This is a genomic window from Devosia nitrariae (assembly GCF_030160115.1).
Classification (GTDB): domain Bacteria; phylum Pseudomonadota; class Alphaproteobacteria; order Rhizobiales; family Devosiaceae; genus Devosia; species Devosia nitrariae.
Genome location: NZ_BSNS01000020.1, coordinates 346,948 through 365,419, shown reverse-complemented (window position 1 = coordinate 365,419; position 18,472 = coordinate 346,948). Strand labels below are relative to the sequence as shown.

General features: G+C 63.4%; 16 protein-coding genes. 9 read left to right on the top strand and 7 right to left on the bottom strand.

Annotation, left to right across the window (positions count from 1 at the left end; translation table 11 throughout):
- The 3 genes from QQK18_RS18935 to ftsZ all read left to right on the top strand — a co-directional run bounded on the left by QQK18_RS18935 (window position 1) and on the right by ftsZ (window position 3,566).
- Window positions 1–441 carry a type II 3-dehydroquinate dehydratase gene (locus QQK18_RS18935; protein ID WP_284341927.1) on the top strand — a complete coding sequence of 147 codons (441 nt, stop codon included), beginning with the start codon at window positions 1–3 and terminating at the stop codon, window positions 439–441.
- Window positions 438–2,351 (top strand): bifunctional sugar phosphate isomerase/epimerase/4-hydroxyphenylpyruvate dioxygenase family protein, encoded by a 1,914-nt coding sequence (locus tag QQK18_RS18930; protein WP_284341926.1) that lies wholly within the window; start codon window positions 438–440, stop codon window positions 2,349–2,351. Before QQK18_RS18935 ends, QQK18_RS18930 begins: the two co-directional genes overlap by 4 nt.
- Before the next feature lie 222 nt (window positions 2,352–2,573).
- Window positions 2,574–3,566 (top strand): cell division protein FtsZ, encoded by a 993-nt coding sequence (gene ftsZ / locus QQK18_RS18925; protein ID WP_284341925.1) that lies wholly within the window; start codon window positions 2,574–2,576, stop codon window positions 3,564–3,566.
- A 78-nt stretch (window positions 3,567–3,644) separates the two neighbouring features.
- On the opposite strand, the gene QQK18_RS18920 is transcribed toward ftsZ, so the two are convergent.
- The 3 genes from QQK18_RS18920 to QQK18_RS18910 all read right to left on the bottom strand — a co-directional run bounded on the left by QQK18_RS18920 (window position 3,645) and on the right by QQK18_RS18910 (window position 5,891).
- Window positions 3,645–4,340, bottom strand: coding sequence for an ROK family protein (locus QQK18_RS18920; protein ID WP_284341924.1), 696 nt, complete (start codon window positions 4,338–4,340; stop codon window positions 3,645–3,647).
- Between the two features lie 60 nt (window positions 4,341–4,400).
- Window positions 4,401–5,402, bottom strand: a complete 1,002-nt coding sequence (gnd, locus tag QQK18_RS18915; RefSeq protein ID WP_284341923.1) for a phosphogluconate dehydrogenase (NAD(+)-dependent, decarboxylating) — start codon at window positions 5,400–5,402, stop codon at window positions 4,401–4,403.
- 96 nt (window positions 5,403–5,498) lie between these two features.
- Window positions 5,499–5,891, bottom strand: a complete 393-nt coding sequence (locus QQK18_RS18910) for a VOC family protein (RefSeq protein ID WP_284341922.1) — start codon at window positions 5,889–5,891, stop codon at window positions 5,499–5,501.
- Window positions 5,892–5,954: 63 nt separating this feature from the next.
- On the opposite strand from QQK18_RS18910, the gene QQK18_RS18905 reads away from it, so the two are divergent.
- Window positions 5,955–6,287, top strand: coding sequence for an ArsR/SmtB family transcription factor (locus QQK18_RS18905; protein ID WP_284341921.1), 333 nt, complete (start codon window positions 5,955–5,957; stop codon window positions 6,285–6,287).
- Entirely contained in the window at window positions 6,277–6,789 is a 513-nt protein-coding gene (locus tag QQK18_RS18900) for an SRPBCC family protein (protein WP_284341920.1), read from the top strand. The genes QQK18_RS18905 and QQK18_RS18900 overlap by 11 nt, the downstream gene beginning before the upstream one ends.
- A 74-nt stretch (window positions 6,790–6,863) precedes the next feature.
- Here QQK18_RS18900 and QQK18_RS18895 read toward each other — a convergent pair whose 3' ends face one another.
- The 4 genes from QQK18_RS18895 to QQK18_RS18880 all read right to left on the bottom strand — a co-directional run bounded on the left by QQK18_RS18895 (window position 6,864) and on the right by QQK18_RS18880 (window position 13,558).
- Window positions 6,864–9,056 carry a TRAP transporter permease gene (locus QQK18_RS18895; protein WP_284341919.1) on the bottom strand — a complete coding sequence of 731 codons (2,193 nt, stop codon included), beginning with the start codon at window positions 9,054–9,056 and terminating at the stop codon, window positions 6,864–6,866.
- Window positions 9,057–9,137: 81 nt separating this feature from the next.
- Window positions 9,138–10,106: a TAXI family TRAP transporter solute-binding subunit gene (locus QQK18_RS18890; RefSeq protein WP_284341918.1), complete on the bottom strand. Its 969-nt coding sequence runs from the start codon at window positions 10,104–10,106 to the stop codon at window positions 9,138–9,140.
- Between the two features lie 210 nt (window positions 10,107–10,316).
- Window positions 10,317–11,681: a sigma-54-dependent transcriptional regulator gene (locus QQK18_RS18885; RefSeq protein WP_284341917.1), complete on the bottom strand. Its 1,365-nt coding sequence runs from the start codon at window positions 11,679–11,681 to the stop codon at window positions 10,317–10,319.
- On the bottom strand, window positions 11,678–13,558 hold the full coding sequence (locus QQK18_RS18880; RefSeq protein ID WP_284341916.1) for an ATP-binding protein: 1,881 nt from the start codon (window positions 13,556–13,558) through the stop codon (window positions 11,678–11,680). Before QQK18_RS18880 ends, QQK18_RS18885 begins: the two co-directional genes overlap by 4 nt.
- 404 nt (window positions 13,559–13,962) lie before the next feature.
- Between QQK18_RS18880 and QQK18_RS18875 the strand changes: the two genes are divergently transcribed.
- From QQK18_RS18875 to QQK18_RS18860, 4 genes are all read left to right on the top strand, one after another.
- On the top strand, window positions 13,963–15,234 hold the full coding sequence (locus QQK18_RS18875) for an ABC transporter substrate-binding protein (protein WP_284341915.1): 1,272 nt from the start codon (window positions 13,963–13,965) through the stop codon (window positions 15,232–15,234).
- 149 nt (window positions 15,235–15,383) lie between these two features.
- On the top strand, window positions 15,384–16,265 hold the full coding sequence (locus QQK18_RS18870) for a carbohydrate ABC transporter permease (protein WP_284341914.1): 882 nt from the start codon (window positions 15,384–15,386) through the stop codon (window positions 16,263–16,265).
- Window positions 16,258–17,094, top strand: coding sequence for a carbohydrate ABC transporter permease (locus QQK18_RS18865; protein ID WP_284341913.1), 837 nt, complete (start codon window positions 16,258–16,260; stop codon window positions 17,092–17,094). Before QQK18_RS18870 ends, QQK18_RS18865 begins: the two co-directional genes overlap by 8 nt.
- Before the next feature lie 6 nt (window positions 17,095–17,100).
- On the top strand, window positions 17,101–18,468 hold the full coding sequence (locus tag QQK18_RS18860; protein ID WP_284341912.1) for a phosphodiester glycosidase family protein: 1,368 nt from the start codon (window positions 17,101–17,103) through the stop codon (window positions 18,466–18,468).
- The last annotated feature ends 4 nt before the right edge of the window (window positions 18,469–18,472 follow it).

Sequence of the window (18,472 nt, the reverse complement as noted above, 5' to 3'; positions counted from 1 at the left end):
ATGAAGCCGATCTTCATCATCAACGGACCCAACCTCAACCGCCTCGGCATGCGGGAACCCGAGATCTACGGCACGACCACTCTCGCCGAGATCGAAGCTATGTGCCGGGACGCGGCAGGCACCAGGCCGGTTCGTTTCCATCAGTCGAACGCGGAACATCAACTCGTCGACTGGATCCACGAGGCAATCGATCAAGGGGCCGGCATCCTCATAAATCCGGCGGGCCTCAGCTTCAGGTCCATTCCCCTGCTCGATGCGTTGAAGATGTTTCCCGGCCCGATCGTCGAGTTCCACATCTCGAACATCCATCGACGTGAGGAGATCTACCACCGCTCCCTCGTCTCACGCGTTGCCACCGCGGTGCTGGCGGGGCTTGGGCCACGCGGCTACGCGCTGGCGGTGAACGCGTTGATCGACATGATATTGGAGCGCGAGAAATGAAGACCTCGATAGCCACCGTATCGATCAGCGGGGACCTGCGCGAAAAGCTCGCAGCGATCGCTTCGGCCGGTTTCGACGGGGTCGAGATCTTCGAACAGGATTTTTTGGCGTTCGACGGCACGCCGGCGGAAGTGGGGCGCATGGTGCGCGATCATGGGCTGGAGATCACGCTGTTCCAGCCCTTCCGCGATTTCGAGGGATTGCCCGAACCGCAGAGGTCGCGTGCCTTCGATCGTGCTGAGCGGAAGTTCGACGTGATGCAGGAACTGGGCACGCAACTGATGCTCATCTGCTCCAATGTCGCACCGATCGCGCTCGGTGGGATCGACCGGGCCGCTGCCGATTTTCGCGAGCTGGGGGAACGCGCAGCCAAGCGGGGCCTGCGCGTTGGTTATGAGGCGCTCGCCTGGGGCCGCCATGTCAACGATCATCGCGATGCATGGGAGACCGTTCGCAGGGCCGATCATCCCAACATCGGCCTCATCCTGGATTCGTTCCACACCCTGGCGCGCGGGATCGACGTGGATACGATCCGCTCCATTCCCGGGGACCGCATCTTCATCGTGCAACTCGCCGACGCGCCGAAGATGGAGATGGAACTGCTCAATTGGAGCCGGCACTATCGCAGCATGCCGGGGCAAGGCGACCTGCCGGTCGTCGATTTCATGCGGGCGGTGGCCGCCACCGGTTATGCCGGGCCCTTGTCGCTGGAGATATTCAACGACCAGTTCCGCGGAGGCTCGCCCAGATCGATCGCCATCGACGGCCATCGTTCCCTCGTCAACCTCATGGACCATGTTCGACGCGTTGAACCGGCAGCGGTAGCGGTCGAAGTTCCTGCCATGCCCGACCGAGTGCGGGTCGAAGGGGTGGAGTTCGTCGAATTCGCCGCCAACGAGCAGGAAGCAGGCGAGCTCGGCAAGCTGTTGGCGACCATGGGGTTCGCCCCGAAGGCCAAACACCGCAACAAGGACGTCGTGCTCTGGCGCCAGGGGCCAGCCTCGTCCGCCATCAACATCGTCATCAACACAGAGCATGAAGGCCTCGCCCATTCCTCCTATCTGGTGCATGGAACCAACGCCTATGCGCTAGGCATCAGGGTCGAGGACGCGCAGGCAACTGTCATGCGCGCACGCGCACTCGGCGCCACACTTTTCGAGCAGCAGCACGGACCGGGTGAGCTGGCCATCCCCGCCATCAGGGGAGTTGGCGGTGGCGTCATCTACTTCATCGATGGGCGCAGCGAACTTGCGGGGGTCTGGGACATCGAGTTCGAGCCGCTGCCGGATTCCAAGGCCAACGACGCGGGCCTCATTGCGGTCGACCACATCGCCCAGACTATGAACTATGAGGAGATGCTGACCTGGATCCTGTTCTACACGGCGATCTTTCGAACCGAAAAATCACCGATGGTGGACGTGGTGGACCCAGGTGGCCTGGTGCGCAGCCAGGTCATGGAGAGCCAGGACGGCGCGCTGCGGCTCACCCTGAATGGCGCGGAGAGCCGCAAGACGCTTGCCGGACACTTCATCGCCGAAAGTTTCGGTTCCTCTGTGCAGCACCTGGCCTTCCGCACGCGCGACATATTCGCGACCGCGGCCGCCATGGAGAAGCTCGGGTTTCGTCCACTGAAGATTTCAGCCAACTACTATGACGACCTGGAGGCACGCCTCGGCATCGAACCCGCCATGTCGGCCCGGCTGCGTACGCGCAATATCCTTTATGACCGTGACGAGGCGGGGGAGTATTTCCAGCTCTACAGCACCAACTACGGCGAAGGCTTCTTCTTCGAAGTGGTAGAACGCCGCGGCGGCTACCGCGGATACGGCGCCGTCAACGCACCCTTCCGCATCGCCGCACAGAAACGGCAGCTTCGACCGGCGGGAGTGCCCAGACCAGTGAGCGGCTAGTTCGAGGCCATCTCCTGGAGCCCTACCCGGTTGCCACGGCTGTTCGCACTTCAGGTCCGCCTACTTGGCCGGCGGTAAAAGAACCCGACCGCAGGCCATGGTCATGCTTTCGACAATGGTGGATGCCCTGATGCTGCCGCGAGTCGTCGATTCCGGCCTCGCCGGCGCACGGATTGACCCGAGACACTGGCGGCAGACCCGCTGGCACGAATGGATATGAGCATGACCGATACCGCCAAAATCGTTGAGCTGAAGCCAAGGATCACCGTGATCGGGGTGGGCGGCGGCGGCGGCAATGCCGTCAACAACATGATCGCGCAGAACCTCGAAGGTGCCGAGTTCCTGGTTGCCAACACCGATGCGCAGGCGCTTGCCATGTCGAAGGCGCCGCGGCGTATCCAATTGGGCGCCAGGATGACCGAGGGCCTCGGTGCCGGCTCGCTGCCCGAAGTCGGGCGTGCGGCCGCCGAGGAGTCGCTCGACGAGATCATGGACCACCTGGCCGGCACACATATGTGCTTCGTGACCGCGGGCATGGGAGGGGGAACCGGAACCGGGGCCGCGCCGGTCATTGCCGGTGCCGCGCGCGAGGCCGGGATCCTGACCGTCGCCGTCGTCACCAAGCCATTCGAATTCGAGGGCAAACACCGGATGCGGTCGGCGGAAGAAGGGATCGAGCGCCTGCGCGAACGCGCCGATACGGTCATCGTCATCCCCAACCAGAACCTGTTCCGGATCGCCAATACCAAGACGACCTTCGCCGATGCCTTCGCCATGGCGGATCGCGTACTCTATGCGGGCGTGGGATGCGTCACCGACCTCATCGTCAAGGAGGGGCTGATCAACCTCGACTTTGCGGACGTGCGCGCAGTAATGCGCGACATGGGGCGGGCGATGATGGGCACCGGAGAGGCGTCAGGAGAGGATCGGGCAAGGGCCGCCGCCGAAGCGGCGATCGCCAACCCTCTATTCGATGAAGCATCTGTGGGCGGGGCAAAAGGCGTGCTGGTGTCGATCTCGGGCGGCGCGGACATGAAGCTCTACGAAGTCGACGAGGCGGCCAGTTGCATCCGCGAGCAGGTCGACGCCGAGGCCGACATCATCGTCGGGGCCATATTCGACGCTGCGCTCGAGGGAAAGTTCCGGGTATCGGTGGTTGCGAGCGGGCTGCCGCCGTCGGCAGAGGTGATCGAACTCAGGGAGAGGATCGCCTGACGCAGAGGTGCTCGATGCCGTCCAGCCGCCGGCGGCTGGAGCGGCAGGGAACTATTCGATCGTCGTGGCCGCAGTCCCTCAAACCTTCAACGTCGGGTCATGCCAGAGGGCGAATCCTCCCTTGAAGGCATTCGCGTTGTCGCCGCGCCGGGCCTTGGGAGGCAGAGAATCAAGCTTTTCGACATTGCCGCCGCCAATGACGACATAGTCGGGCTCGAGCGCTGCGGTGAGGCGTTCGACGGCATCGAAGACGTACCCGGTCCACTTCTTGCGGCCGCGTTTCCTGATGCTCGCCTCTCCCAGATAATCCTCGAAACTGCGTCCTTTGCGGTAAGGCAGATGGGCAATCTCCATGGGCTGGGCGACATTGTCGACGATCATGGCTGCACCGAGCCCGGTACCGAGGCCAAGAAAGAGCATGCGGCCGCCTTCATAGCTGCCGATGGCCTGCATCAGTGCATCGTTGACGATCTTGACCGGTTTGCCAAAGCGGGCGCCAAAGTCGAAGCCGACCCACCCTTGGCCGAGGTTGTGCGGTTCGACGAGGATGCGGTTGTGGACGACCGGGCCAGGATAGCCCAGGGCAACGACGTCGTAGTGCAAGCCGGCCGCCAGCTCTTCGACAGCGTCGGCCATGGCGGCGGCGTCCATTCCGGGGCCTGAAACAGCCCTGCGTTCCCCGCCTCCGGTGCTGGCGAGGATCTTGACGTGCGAACCGCCGATATCGACGGCGAGCACCGTGGGTTCGGCCCGACTGACGTCCTCGCCGCTCATATTCGCCTCACGACCTGCAATTCACCGGCGACCGCGCCGAAATCATGCCGCCCCCTCGCCTCAAGGCTTCTCGGTATGCCCGCCAAAGGCATAGCGCATGGCCGAGATGAGCTTGTTGGCGAACTCATCGTTGTCGCGCGAAGCAAAGCGGCCAAACAGCGCCGAGGAGAGGACGGGCGCCGGAATGCCGGTCTCGACGGCTGCGCGCAGCGTCCAGCGACCTTCCCCGGAATCCGACACGATGCCGTCGAAATCGGCGAGTGAAGGATCGTGTTCGAGCGCTTCAGCGGTAAGATCGAGTAGCCATGAGCTGATGACACTGCCGTGGCGCCAGAGTTCGGCAACGTGCGCGACGTCGATGTCGAACTGGTAGTACTGCGGGTCGTGGAGGGGCGCAGTCTCGGCATCGGCCGCGCGCTTCTGCTGGCCGGCATCGGCAGCCTTCAGGATATTGAAGCCCTCCGCATAGGCCGCCATGATCCCGTATTCGATGCCGTTGTGCACCATCTTGACGAAGTGGCCGGCGCCGGTCGGGCCACAATGCAGGTAGCCGAGCGCTGCCGTCTCGGCGCTGCCGGGCTCGGCACCTTTGCCGTCAAGCCCGGGCGCCAGCGCCGCCAGGATCGGATCAAGTCGCTGCATCGCTTCCTCTGTTCCGCCCACCATAAGACAATAACCGCGCTCCAGCCCCCAGACGCCGCCGCTGGTCCCGGCATCGACCACCTGGATGCCCCTGGGAGCGAGCTCGGCGGCAAGATCGACGGCCTCGCGATAATAGGAATTGCCTCCGTCGATGAGCATGTCCCCGGCCTGCATCCGGCCGGCGCACTCGCGCGCGATGCGATTGGTGATGGCGGCCGGCAGCATCAGCCAGACGGCGCGGGGTGGATCGAGCTTTTCAACGAGGTCCTGGATAGAGCCCGCGCCCGTTGCGCCCTCGGCAACGAGGTCAGCAACATTCTGCGGATCGATGTCGTGGACGACGCATTGGTGCCCAGCCTTCAACAGGCGACGCACCATGTTGGCGCCCATGCGTCCAAGTCCGACCATTCCAATTTGCATGTCTCGACCCCTATGTTGGGTCTCGATCCTAACGCCTGGCGGGCAAAGATAAACCCGTGGTCCGCCCCTGAGATCAAGGACTCCGCGTTTCGCAGTTCAGCGGCCTGGTGCAGCCAACATAACCAAATTGCCGTCGGGGTCTTCGACATAAGCCGAGCGCTCGCCCCAGGGCAGGTTCTGCGGCGCCATCACCACTGGCGCGCCCAGGTTCTTGAGCGCTTCCACCGCCTCGTCCGCGTCTTCGACATTGACGCACAACTCAACGCGATGGCCGGACGCCGGCCGCTGCGGCACGCCGTGGAGCGGCGCTTTGGACAGAAGGCCTATGCCCAGTTCGGTCTGGCCGAAGCGCAGTGTCACAAATCCCGGCTCGCCGTCAGGCGGGAACTGATAGATCTGCTCACCCCCCAACGCGTCGCGATAGAAGACCAGCGATCGCGCCATGTCCGCGACCGACAACATCGGCATTATCCGGCTTGCCTGCTTCATCGACAATCTCCATATTAGAACGGTTTCCATCTATATAGACAATCATCGATATACACAAGACCCATGGACGTCTTCACCGCACTCGCCGACCCCACGCGCCGCCGCATGCTGGAGCTGCTGGTCGGCTCCGCCAAACCCGCCGGCGCCTTTGCCGAGGCCTTTCCGGACGTGCGACAGCCGACGCTGTCGCATCATCTGAAGGTGCTGCGTCAGGCGGGCCTGGTGCAGGTAGAGGCCGACGCGCAGCGCCGCATCTACTCCCTGCGCACCGAACCGCTGCGTGAGATCGGCGACTGGCTGGCGCGCAACCGCCTCTACTGGCGCAATGAGCTCGACGCGCTGGAAAATCACCTCGACACCATGCCTGAAGCCGGGGAGCCGTCGAATGAACGATAACGCGTTTGGCCGGGTCGAGATGGAGGGTACGCAGGCGAGCCTCGTCTTCAAACGGCGCCTCAATCACAGCCCGGAGCGCGTCTGGCGCGCCCTGACCGACAGCGCCGAATTCGAAGCGTGGCACATCGGCACCGCCACCATCATCGGCGGCGCCTCCGGCCACATTGAGATGACCACCGGTCCGGCAAGCTTTCATTGGACGGGGCGTATTCTGACCTGGCAGCCATTCGAGCTGCTCGAGTACGAAATGAATGCCGAGCCGCAGGAGCACTTGCATGGGGGCGAGCAGAGCATCGTCCGCTATGAGCTCTCACCCGTCGACAACGGCACGCTGCTTACCCTTCGCCACACCCGCCTCAATCAGCGCACCGCAGTGGGCTTTGCGCCGGGCACGCATGCGCTGCTCGACCGCCTCGCCGCCCACCTAGACGGCCGACCGCTGCCGAATTGGTCGACGCGCTATGGCGAGGTGCAATCCGGCTATCCCGAGTGGCAAGATTAGACTGTGTCCGGCGCGGTGCCCTCAAGCCGCTACCGCTGCCGGACCACGTCTGCTTCGAGCGCCGGCTCGCCTGATCAGTCGGCGCCTTTAGCCAGCGTGCGCGGGGTCACGAACCGTTTCTGGTAGGCAAAGACCGCAAGGCCGGCGCCCAAACCCATGATGTCCGAGATCCATCCACCCTGGATCATGCCGAGTGCCGCCAGAAGCAGAACGACGCGCAGCACATTGCTGACATTGCCGAAGAAATAGCCTTGGACCGCCGAGGACAGCAGATAGATGCCGATCAAGGCGGTTGCGACCACGTGCAGGATCTCGTGCCATTCGCCCTGCATCAGCAGGGCATGCGAATAGAAGAACATGAAGGGCACTATGAAGGCGGCTAGGCCGAACTTGAACGCCTCGACAGAGGTCTTCATGGGGTCCGATCCCGCTAGGCCAGCCCCGGCGTACGCGGCCAGCGCCACGGGTGGTGTAATGGCGGACATCACTGCGTAATAGAACACAAAGAAGTGGGCGATGAGGACAGGGATACCGAGCTGGATCAGGCCCGGTGCCACCACGGCCGCCGCTACCGCATAGGCGGCGGTTGTCGGCATGCCCATGCCCAGCACGATCGAGATGCACATCGCAAAGAACAGGGCGATGAGCTGGTTCTGCTCGGCAAGGCCCAGCAAAAGTGAGGAGAAGCGCGCACCGACCCCGGTCAGTGCTATGACGCCGACGATGACACCGGCGGCGGCACAGACCGCGACGAGCTGAATGCTCATCTTGGCAGCCAATTCCAGCGCCTTGAGAACGGCGCGCGGGCCCATCTTGTAAGGCGTCAGCCAGGACACGACCGCGGCCGCGGCCATGGCCATGGTGCCGGCGCGGATCACCGAATAGCCGGCGAACAGGGTATAGATGAGAATGACGATAGGCAGGAAGAGATAGGCCTGCCGGGCCAGTACGGCGAACTTGGGCAGTTCGTCCTTCGGAAGCCCCTTCATGCCGAGCTTCGTCGCCTGCAGGTCGACCATGAAGTAGACCGAGGCGAAATAGAGCGCCGCCGGTATGATCGCGGCAACCACGATGTCGGTGTAGGGGATACCGGTCACTTCGGCCATGATGAACGCGCCTGCGCCCATGATCGGCGGCAGGATCTGGCCGCCCGACGACGCTGTTGCCTCGATGGCTCCAGCACTGCGCGCGGGATAGCCGACCTTTTTCATCAGCGGAATGGTCAGCGAGCCGGTCGACACCACATTGCCCGCCGATGTGCCGTTGATCATCCCCATGAGGCCGGAAGCGAACACCGCCACCTTTGCCGGGCCACCACGCCAGCCACCGGCAACGGCGAAGGCGAAGTTGACGAAATAGTCCCCTACCCGCGAGGCCTGCAGGAAGGCGGCGAAGGTGATGAAGAGAATGATGTAGGTGGAGGAGACCGCAATGGGATCGCCGAGGATTCCCTGGTCGGTGAAGATATAGGTGAAGAAGCGTTCGGGCGAATAACCGCGATGGGTAAGGAAGCCCGGGAGCCACGGCCCCAGGAACGAGTAAGCGATGAAGATGCCGGCGATGACGACCAGTGCCAGTCCGGCGACGCGGCGGGTCAATTCCAGGATGAGGATGACGCCGACCAGGGCTGCGAAGAAGTCGGGGGCCTGTGCCAATGCCGTGCCGGCACGCAGGCGAATGGGGCCGACGTTAAACAGGATATAGCCCAGCACCGCGATGGACGCTGCCCCCAGCATCCAGTCAGCCCAGTGAATGCGCGCCTTCGACCGCTCGGGAAATATCCAGCCCGCAACCACCGCGGCCGAGGAGCCGACCAGAAGCGGGATGCCGAACGTGTGGAATACCAGGGGATCAGGGGCACGCAAGCCGGCAAACCACAGGCCGCCGAAGGCGATAGCCACCATTAGCAGACCGTAGCCGACGCCGGCGACCGCCACGGCGCCGAGCGCGAGCTCCAACGGACCGCGGCGGGCTGGCTGCACATGCGCATCCGCCTTCAGGCTCAGGGCGGAATAGATGAGGAAGCCAATGAACAGGCCGCCCGCGAGGTGGATCATGCGATAGGTCCACGTCTCCAGCGGATAGAGGTTCATCACCGCCACGTGGAAGGTGGTATAGGCGATACAGATGGCGACCACGACCATGTTGAGCCGCCCCCCGAGATCGCGCTGATTGGTGGCAAGGGGTTCGTCGTCGACGCCCTTTGCTATCACTGGGCCGGCATCCTGATCCGGATGCGTCGCAGTCTGTTTCAATTGTTGAGACATCTCAGGTCATCCTCCCAGGCCCGTTTGCGGGCGTTGTAGGGACGGCGGCCATCGGGCCGCCGTCCTGTTCGCGCGTCAGTTTCAGAGGCCGGTCGGCAGTTCGACGCCGATCTCCTCGAAGTAGCGCTTGGCGCCCGGGTGATAGGGCAGGAAGGTGTTCTTGTCGGTATTTGCCGACACGGTCTCAGCGGCAGTCGCATGGATCTGCAGCATCCGGTCGTTGTTCTCCATCACCAGCTTGGTGATTTCGTAAGCGAGGCTTTCCGGCATATCGGCGTGGACCACCGCAAAGTTCCACAGTGCCACGGTCGGGCTTTCATCGGGGAAGCCCTGATAGAGACCGCCGGGAACGTCAAAAGCCGCCAGCTCCGGCATTGCCGACAGAATGACCACACGTTCTTCCTGGCTGAAGCCGAAGATGTTGACTTCGTTTTCAGCGGCGATCTGAGCAAAGGCCGAAATGGGCACGCCGGCGGCGAAGGCGAAAGCGTCGATCAGGCCGTCCTTGACCTGGCTGACCGCATCATTGGCACCGGAATACGACACTTCTGGCGCTACGCCCGCGCTTTCGAAGAAGCGTGGCCAATAGGTTGCGGCAGTGCCGCCGGCAGGGCCGACCGAAACGCGCTTGCCATCCAGATCAGCGACCGACTCGATGCCCGACGACTTGAGTGCCACCACCTGGAAGGGCGTCTGATACATCGGGAACAGGGCGCGCAGGTTCTTGTGCTCGAGACCTGGCGCCAGCTCCGAATTGCCGGTCCAGGCCTCAAATGCCGGCCCCATGGTGACAAGGCCGATCTGGTGATCGCCGGTTTCCACGAGCGTTGCATTCTGCACCGGGCCGCCGGTGACTTCGCCGGAAGCGTTGACGCCGAGTTCTTCGGTGATCAACCCGCCGAGGCCGGTGCCGTAGATGAAGTATGTGCCGCCCTGGCTGGCTGTGCCGATCGTCAGGCTGGAGGGCCAGCCCTCGCGGTCTTGCGCCACTGTGGGCGCGGCAACCAGTATGGACGCTGCCGCCAAAGCAGCAAGTGTGGTCAAACGCATTGCGTTCCTCCCTGGGGACTATTTTTGAAACAGACCCATCCGCTCCGATGGTCCTCCACCAGACCGGATGCGTGAGGCACTCAATCGCTGCCTGTTGCGCGGTTTCAATCGCCCAGGGCCTTGGAGGGCTTCTTTATTTGAGGGAGTGGCAGTGCAATGGGTGGATTTGGTAACATCGGGCTCTGAGCATGGGCGGAAATCCACCCAAGCCTAGTCCTGGTCAGAACCGCCGGAACCAAAGCGGGTCTTGTCGAGCCCGTATTTCTGCATCTTCTCGTACAGCGACTTGCGCGACAGCCCGAGTGATTCATAGACGGGTCTAAGCATGCCGCCATGGGCGATGAGCGTATTTTCGATGACGCTTTTTTCAAAGGCGGCGACACGGTCCGCAAGCCGTGTGGGCGTATCGTCCCCTGCCCCACCCGAAAGGTCCTGCACCGGAAGGCCGAGATTGAGGGCATAGCGATCGGCGGCGTTGCGCAATTCGCGGACGTTGCCGGGCCAGGCGCGATCGGCCATCACGGCAATAGCACTTGGCGGCACCGTCACCGGCTCGCGGCGGTAACGGGCCGCCGCCTCGATCAAGAGCTGCATGAACAGCAGGGGAATATCCTCGCGCCGCGCCGAAAGCGGCGGGATTTCCAACGTAATGACATTGAGCCGGTAGAGCAGGTCGGCACGAAACCGCCCTGCCCCGACATCGTCTTCCAGCCCGGTCTTGCTTGTGGCGATGAAGCGCACGTCGAGCGGCAGCGGGTCATTGGATCCCAGCCGTGTGATCACCCGTTCCTGGATCACCCGCAGCAGCTTGCCCTGCACATCGAGCGGCATGGACCCGATCTCGTCGAGCAGGATGGTCCCGCTTTGCGCGAGTTCGAACTTGCCGAAGCGCGCCCGCATGGCGCCTGGGAAGGCACCGGCTTCGTGCCCGAACAGTTCGCTTTCGATCATGTTGGCGGGGAGGGCCGCGCAATTGATGGCGATGAAGGGCTTATCCGCGCGAGCGGATAGATCGTGCAGCGCGCGGGCGGTCACTTCCTTGCCGGTCCCGGTCTCGCCGACGATGAGCACATCAGCATCGGTCGGGCCGATGGTGCGAATCTTGCGGCGCAGGTCGACCATGACATTGGACCGCCCGACCAGGCGCTGCTCCAGATCATCGCGCTGCCCGGCGGCGGCCCGCAGCACCCGGTTCTCCAGCACCAGCCGGCGATAGTCGAGCGCCCGCGCCACCGTGTCGGCCAGGTGCGAGGACGGAAACGGCTTCTCGATGAAATCATAGGCGCCCTCACGCATCGCCCGCACCGCCAGTTGCACATCGCCATGCCCGGTGATCAGAATGACCGGCATTTCCCGGTCGAGCTCGTGCAACCGGTTCATCAGGGTCAGGCCATCCATGCCCTGCATGCGGATGTCGGTCACCACGATACCGTTGAAACCGAAACCCGCAAGCTCGAGCGCCCGCTCAGGATGGGCGAAATCGGCGACTTCGAAGCCAGCCAGATCGAGGGCCTGCGCCGTGGATAGGCGCAGATCCTCCTCGTCATCGACAAGCAGCACTCTGCCGACGCTCATTCGGCCGGTTCCGCCATGCTTTCAGCCTCGCTGGCCGCGGGCGTCGCTGCCTTGAGTTCTATGATGAAGATGGCGCCACCATCGGGGTGGTTTTCGACCCGCAGATCGCCGCCGAAATCCTTGACGATGTTATAGGAGATCGAGAGCCCCAGACCCAGCCCCTTGCCCACCCCCTTGGTGGAAAAGAACGGGTCGAAGATGCGCTCGCCCAGCCCTGCAGGAATGCCCGCCCCGCGGTCGCGGATGGTGATGGTCACTTTCGAGGCGGACCTGCGTGCCACCAGATCGATACGTTTGTCCGTGGCTTGGCTGACGGCATCGACGGCGTTGGCGATGATGTTGACCAGCACCTGTTGCAGACGCACCGGGCCGGCCTTGACCCAGAGCGGCGTGGGACCGAGGTCGATGACCAGCTCCGCACTGCCATCCTTGATGCGCCAGCCGATGATCTCCAGGGTCTCGCGCGTCACCAGCTCCAGGTCGACCGAAGCGAGCTTCTCGTTGGGCTTGCGGGCAAAGTTGCGCAAGTGACGGGAAATCGAGGCCATACGGTCGATCAGCCCGGCAATTCTCGACATCGTGTCGCGGGCGTCCTCTATACGGCCGCGCTCGACAAGGACGATGGCATTGTCTGCATAATTGCGCGCCGCCGCCAGTGGCTGGTTGAACTCATGGGACAGGGCGGCCGACATCTGGCCCAACGCCGCGAGCTTGCCGGCCTGTATAAGGTCCGACTGGGTCTGCCGCAACGTCGCTTCAGTGGCCTTGCGCTCGCCGATCTCCGCTTCAAGCTGCGCGTTGACCTGCGCCAGCTCCCGGGTGCGCTCGATGACGCGATGCTCGAGCTGTTCATGCGCCCGCCGCTCGATGTGCAAGCGTTCCTGCAGCTGGGCGCGGCGCTGCAGATAGATGGCGGCCGACAGCGCCACCAGGCCGATGAGCAGGACCGCCAGCACCACCGTAACCGCGGCCTGAGAGCGTGCCGAGGCTGTATCGAGCAGCACCGTGACCGTCCAGCCGGCCTCGTCCATCTCCTCGGAAACCATCAGGAATTCCTTGCGCGGAGCGCCATCCTCGACAATCAGCAACTGATGATCGTCCTGATAGCGTTGCTGGCTGGTGGGAAGATCGCGCAACTCGGCATTGGCATAGCGGATGGTCTTGGCCGTTCGTGCCAGCAGATCCTCGGTCAACGGGGGCACCGACATGAACAGCCAGTCGGTCTCGCTTGTCATAAAGATGATGCCTTCGGGATCGGTGACGATCACCTCGTAGTCGCCGCCTCGCCAGCTGCTTTCCATCTCGTCGAGATCGATCTTGATGACGACCACTCCTGAAATACCCGCCTCGGTATGGATCGGCGCGCCAAAATAATAGCCCCGCTTGAGCGACGTGGTGCCCAGCCCGAAGAACCGCCCGAGCCCGCCCGCCAGCGCGTCGATGAAATAGGGGCGATAGGAGAAATTGCCACCGACAAATGAGGTCTCCGTATCGAAATTGCTGGCGGCAACGGTATTGCCGTCCGGCAGCATGACGTAGATGTCGGAGGTTTCGAGCAGGCCGTTCACCTCGCGCAGGTAGTGATTTATCTGGTCGACGAATGCGCCATCATCCGGAGCGGTGACGAGGCGCTTGATGTCCTCATGATCAGCCAGCAATTGCGGCAATCGCTCGAAGCGCGCCAGATGGCCGCGCAGAACGGCGACGGCCAGACCCAGCGTATTCTGGCCGCGCGCCTCGGATTCATTGAGGTAGACCCGCGTCGCCCAGGCTCCGCCCCAGCCCAGCGTCATCAACAACAGGATGGCCGAAGCCAATCCCAGCCAGGACCAGGGATGCCGCAATCCAGCCTGCCATGACCTGATCAGTTCCCGCACGCCTGGATCAACCTCCGAGATGCTTGTGCCTCCTGGGCGTCAGCATCAACCCGCTCTCAAGTCCAGGCGGTCGTTCGCTCAAAGACCGGCGCGCCTGTTGCGTGTGGACTATCTCATACCGAGCCTCAGTGCAGCAACAAGCCTAGGCCACGTTCACAGTGCCGTCACCTTTATCCGCTTACGGCCTCAGCAGCTGCTCTTCGAGCCGCTCGAATGGTCGACGCGCTGCGGTGAGGCTCAATCCGGCTATCCCAGTGACGCGACTGGCCGTGGCTCCCGTTGTCCCGGGCGGACGCTCAACAGCCGGCGGGAGCGACCATCCTGACATAGCCCTGTCATCCTGGCCTGGAATAAGCAGGTATGATAATTTCCATACTGGAAATTATATGACAGGGAGACCATCCATGAAGCGTTCAAGCCCCTTCGCCGCCTTGGTGCTCGTCGCGGTTTCCGGCCAGGTTCTGGCCCAGGAGACGGTGCTGCGATACATGTCCTGGGATCCAGCCCAGCTCGAAATCGAAGGCCCCGCTATCGAGGAATTCGAGACGGCGCACAATGTCACGGTCGAGACCCAGGCGCTGCCGCCGGACGACTATTGGCCGCGCCTGTCGGCGCTTGCCGCGGCCGGCGACCTTCCGGACGTTTTTGCGATGTCATCAGGTTTCGTGGCCGAATGGGCCGAGGCGGGCAACCTTGCCAACCTCGGTGAACAGATGGAGGGCGTCGACCTCAACGCCTATTACGGTGCCGCCATCGAAGCCGGCATGGTCGACGGCGAACCCTACGCCTTCCCGCAGAATTGGGTGGCGCCGGTCCTCTATTACAACAAGGATGCCTTCGACGCCGCCGGCGTCGACTATCCCTCCGACGATTGGACCTGGGACGATTTCCTCAATGCTGCAAAGGCCCTAACCATCGACGAGAACGGCGACGGCGAGCCCGAACAGTGGGGCTATTATTTCTACGGCCGCTACGCCCATACCGATGGCTGGATCTTCCGCAACGGCGGCAGACTGATCAACGCCGAGGAAACCGCGCTCGAGCCCACCCAAGAGGCAGTCAATGCCCTGGAGTTCCTCGTCGGCCTGGTTTCCGAGCACACGGTGGCGCCGCAGCCGCAGTCTCTCGAAGGTGTGCGCCAGCAGGATGTCTTCCCCCTTGGCATGGCCGCCATGTGGGTGGACGGCACCTGGAATATCGACAACACACGACAGGTCGCGGGCGACAGCTTTGCATGGGGTATCGCGCCCATCCCGATGGGACCCGACGCGACGCCCGAGACGGCCGTGACCTATGCCTGGGCCGACATGATGTCGATTGCCGAGACGTCCGAACAGAAGGATCTCGCCTGGCAGTTCATCCAGCACATGGTGGGCGAGGGTCGCACCCCCGCCGACTTTCCGGGTGGCAAGGTGCCGGCCTACAAGGCGATCGCTGAAACCGAAAGCTGGCTCGAGGAGGGCCTGCAGCCGGACAACAAGGGGCTCATTCTCGAGCTCGGCGCACAGCCGACCTATACCGGCTTCAGCAAGAACTGGAGCGCCTGGCGCGGCTATGCTGCGGCCGGTTCGGGCGGCATGAACGGCGAGATCGACGAAGTCCTCAACGGGCGCAAGTCTCTTGACGAAGCCATCGACGCCTTCGTCGCCTACGGCAACGACGTCCTCTCGCGTTGACCTCTAGAGCCTTTCCCGTTCCGATTGAATCGGAACGGTAGCTCTAGTTGTTGTCGCGTTTTCGAACCGCAAAAGTGGCGTCCACTTTTGCTGAAAACGCTCTAGGGCGCGGGAACCGATCCCGCGCCCGCCAGCCTCGGGACCGGTTCATGCGCAAGCGGCCGCAAATCTCTCCAACCCTGTTGGCGGTGCTGTTCCTGGCGCCAAGCGCAATCGGGTTGCTGGTCTTCCGGCTCGGTCCGATCGTCTGGTCGTTCGCGCTCTCGTTCTACGACTGGCGCATCTTCGACACGCCCGTGTGGGCCGGCCTCGACAATTACGTCCATATCCTGAACTCGCCGATTGCCGGACGGGTTTTTCTCAACACCCTCTGGTTCGCCATGCTCTACGTGCCGGGTTCGGTCGGCATTGCCCTCGTCCTCGCCGTTCTCCTCAACAACAGCCTGCGTAGTTCGGCTTTCTTTCGCGGCAGCTTCTTCCTGCCCTACATCACCTCGACCGTCGCGGTGACGCTGGCGTGGCGCTGGATATTTTCCACCCGGTTCGGGCTCCTCAACAATCTGCTCAAAGGGCTGGGGTGGTCGGATCCGCCGGCATGGCTCGCGGACCCCGCATGGGCTCTGCCATCGGTTGCCATCGTCTCGATCTGGAAGGATTGCGGGTTCTATATGCTGCTGCTGCTTGCCGGCCTGCAAACGGTCGATCCGACCTTCCACGAGGCGGCAAAGATCGACGGGGCGGGCCCCCTGAAGCGTTTCTGGCAGATCACCGTGCCGCTGATCTCGCGCAGCCTCTTTTTCGTGCTGATCCTGGCGCTGGTCCGCTCCACGCAGACCTTCGAGATCACCTACGCGTTGACCGGCGGCGGGCCCAACCGGGCGTCCACGACGCTCGCCTACTACGTCTACGAGAACGCCTTCGTCCATTTCGACATGGGGTATGCCTCGGCCCTTGCCTATCTCCTCTGCATCGCCGTCGGCCTCGTCACCCTCGTCAATTTCCACTTCCGGAGGCGTTGGGTCCATGAATAGAGCTTCGAGCCTTCTTGCGCTCTATTGCGCACTCATCGCCTATGCAGCCATCAGCCTTTCTCCCTTCGCCTGGATGCTGATCACCTCGTTCAAGCAGCCGGGAGACCTCTTCCGCCTGCCCCCGACGCTGGTGCCGTCGATGCTCCTGACCGAGCATCCGTTTGAAAACTATGCCACCGTGCTCGTCGAGCGGGACTTCCTGCGCTTCTTCCTGAACTCGACTTTCGTCTCGTTCACGGCCGCGATCGGTCAAGTGCTGACCTGTTCACTTGCCGGCTATGCCTTCGCCCGACTGCCCCTGAAGGGCAAGAACGTGCTCTTTGCCGCCATCCTCGCCACGGCGTTCGTGCCGACCGAGGTCACCATCATTCCCGAGTTTCTGCTGATGCGCTGGTTCGGCTGGATGGACACCTTCCTGCCCCTGATCGTGCCGTCATTCTTCGTCGGCTCATTCGGCACCTTCATGCTGCGCGAGTATTTCGCCGCGCTGCCGGACGAGTTCGCCGAGGCCGCCCGCATGGATGGGGCCGGTCCGTTCAAGGTCTTCTGGCAGATTTACCTGCCGCTCGCGCAGCCGGCGCTGGTCTCGGTCTTCGTCGTCGCCTTCATTACAAACTGGGACGAACTGCTGCGTCCCATCCTCTACCTCAACTCGCCCGAGCTCTATACGGTCCCGCGCGGGCTGATGAGCCTTTTCAGCGAATACGAGGCCGAGTGGACCCTGTTCATGGCCGGGTCCGTCGTCTCCACCTTGCCGCTGGTCCTGGTCTATGTGCTGGCGCAAAGGCACGTGCTCCAGGGTTTCATGGCTGGCGGCGTCAAGGGCTGATCCAAGATGTCCGTTTCCAAGACCAATATCGTGCTGTCTTCGGGCGCTAAAGCCCGGATCGTGGTGGCGGAAGCCGCTGCCTTCGCCGTTGAAGCCTATTCCCTTGAGCCGGCAGTTCCCGCCGTCCGCCGCATCGCCGCGCGCCTCGCCCGCGCGCGCCTCGGTGCACCGGTCTACGACGTACCGCACCCTTCGGTGCGCCAACCGGCACGATCCTACGCCTGGGGGGATGGGCGCTCGGCCGAGGTCCATTCGGCGCGGGTCGGAGCAATCCTCGACCGGCTGGCCGAGGTCGGGACCAGCCCCGTCGATCTCTGGTGCGACCGCCGCGGCACGGCTCCGACCCGGCTTCCGGTTCCCATGGCAGGCACGGATCTGCTGCGCCTGCGCAGCGCAAGTCTCGAACGGCACCAGCTTCTCGCCAACGGCAGCTATTTCCTGTTCCACCACGAGGAGTTCGATACGCCGTTCGAAGCCTATGGCGATCCCATCGGCCTCGTCGCCGTCGGCGGCACGATCCTGGCACCCGCTCAGGTGAACCGTGCCAGCCTCACGGGGCGTGCCGGCCGTTTCGCGGTCGAGCGCGTGCAGTTCTGCGATCTGCGCATCGTCCTGCCGGGCGGACAGGTCATTGCGACCCATGCCTTCGGTGACCACGATCCCGGCCTCGTGGCGGGGCCGATCGCCATGGCGCGCTATTTCGGCGCCCTCGACGGACGAACGCCCGTGGCCCCTGCGGTCACCGAGGTCGTCATTGTGGGACGACATGCCGTAGCGGTGATCGCAGGCGGCAACGTGCCCATTCCACGCACGGGCTGCGTACTTCGCTTCCCCGGCCGCCCTGATGCCAAAATGCTTGATGCACTGATCGCGGGCGAACCGCTCGATTATGTCATCGAAGGACAGGCGCTCAAGGACGCCGTCCAGGCTGGACCGCGCATCGTTTCAGGCGGACAGGTGTCGGTTGACGAGGCGACAATGCTGGCCGAGCACGTCTTCGTCAGGGAGGCGAGCGGGGACCTGCGCCAACCGTCTCCCTTCCGGTGGCACGCCGACGCTCATGAGACTCGCGCGGCGCGGCTCGGAGCGGGTGTTCGCGCCGACCGGACGCTGTTCTTCTGTGCGATCGAGGGCCGCTCTTCCTATTCGGGCGGAGGGCAGGCGCGCGGAGCCACCTTGCACGACCTTGCGTACCTGCTGGTCGAGTGCGGCGCTGTCGATGGGCTTCATCTCGACGGTGGCGGCTCGATGCAGCTGTTTCGTCCTTATGGCGGCGCGCTCCTCACGCCTGGCGATGTCTGCCATGATTTCGCCGATCCCTTCGCCGAATACGACCGTCCGGTGCCCTTGGGGCTACGGCTGGATCTTTCATGAGTGC

Excerpts from the sequence above, each read along its gene's own strand:
- QQK18_RS18865 (WP_284341913.1), top strand. The coding sequence starts at position 16,258 with ATGAATAGAGCTTCGAGCCTTCTTGCGCTCTATTGCGCACTCATCGCC.
- QQK18_RS18895 (WP_284341919.1), bottom strand. The coding sequence starts at position 9,056 with ATGTCTCAACAATTGAAACAGACTGCGACGCATCCGGATCAGGATGCC.
- QQK18_RS18890 (WP_284341918.1), bottom strand. The coding sequence starts at position 10,106 with ATGCGTTTGACCACACTTGCTGCTTTGGCGGCAGCGTCCATACTGGTT.
- QQK18_RS18875 (WP_284341915.1), top strand. The coding sequence starts at position 13,963 with ATGAAGCGTTCAAGCCCCTTCGCCGCCTTGGTGCTCGTCGCGGTTTCC.
- gnd (WP_284341923.1), bottom strand. The coding sequence starts at position 5,402 with ATGCAAATTGGAATGGTCGGACTTGGACGCATGGGCGCCAACATGGTG.
- QQK18_RS18900 (WP_284341920.1), top strand. The coding sequence starts at position 6,277 with ATGAACGATAACGCGTTTGGCCGGGTCGAGATGGAGGGTACGCAGGCG.
- QQK18_RS18910 (WP_284341922.1), bottom strand. The coding sequence starts at position 5,891 with ATGAAGCAGGCAAGCCGGATAATGCCGATGTTGTCGGTCGCGGACATG.
- QQK18_RS18920 (WP_284341924.1), bottom strand. The coding sequence starts at position 4,340 with ATGAGCGGCGAGGACGTCAGTCGGGCCGAACCCACGGTGCTCGCCGTC.
- QQK18_RS18870 (WP_284341914.1), top strand. The coding sequence starts at position 15,384 with ATGCGCAAGCGGCCGCAAATCTCTCCAACCCTGTTGGCGGTGCTGTTC.
- QQK18_RS18935 (WP_284341927.1), top strand. The coding sequence starts at position 1 with ATGAAGCCGATCTTCATCATCAACGGACCCAACCTCAACCGCCTCGGC.
- ftsZ (WP_284341925.1), top strand. The coding sequence starts at position 2,574 with ATGACCGATACCGCCAAAATCGTTGAGCTGAAGCCAAGGATCACCGTG.
- QQK18_RS18905 (WP_284341921.1), top strand. The coding sequence starts at position 5,955 with ATGGACGTCTTCACCGCACTCGCCGACCCCACGCGCCGCCGCATGCTG.
- QQK18_RS18885 (WP_284341917.1), bottom strand. The coding sequence starts at position 11,681 with ATGAGCGTCGGCAGAGTGCTGCTTGTCGATGACGAGGAGGATCTGCGC.
- QQK18_RS18860 (WP_284341912.1), top strand. The coding sequence starts at position 17,101 with ATGTCCGTTTCCAAGACCAATATCGTGCTGTCTTCGGGCGCTAAAGCC.
- QQK18_RS18930 (WP_284341926.1), top strand. The coding sequence starts at position 438 with ATGAAGACCTCGATAGCCACCGTATCGATCAGCGGGGACCTGCGCGAA.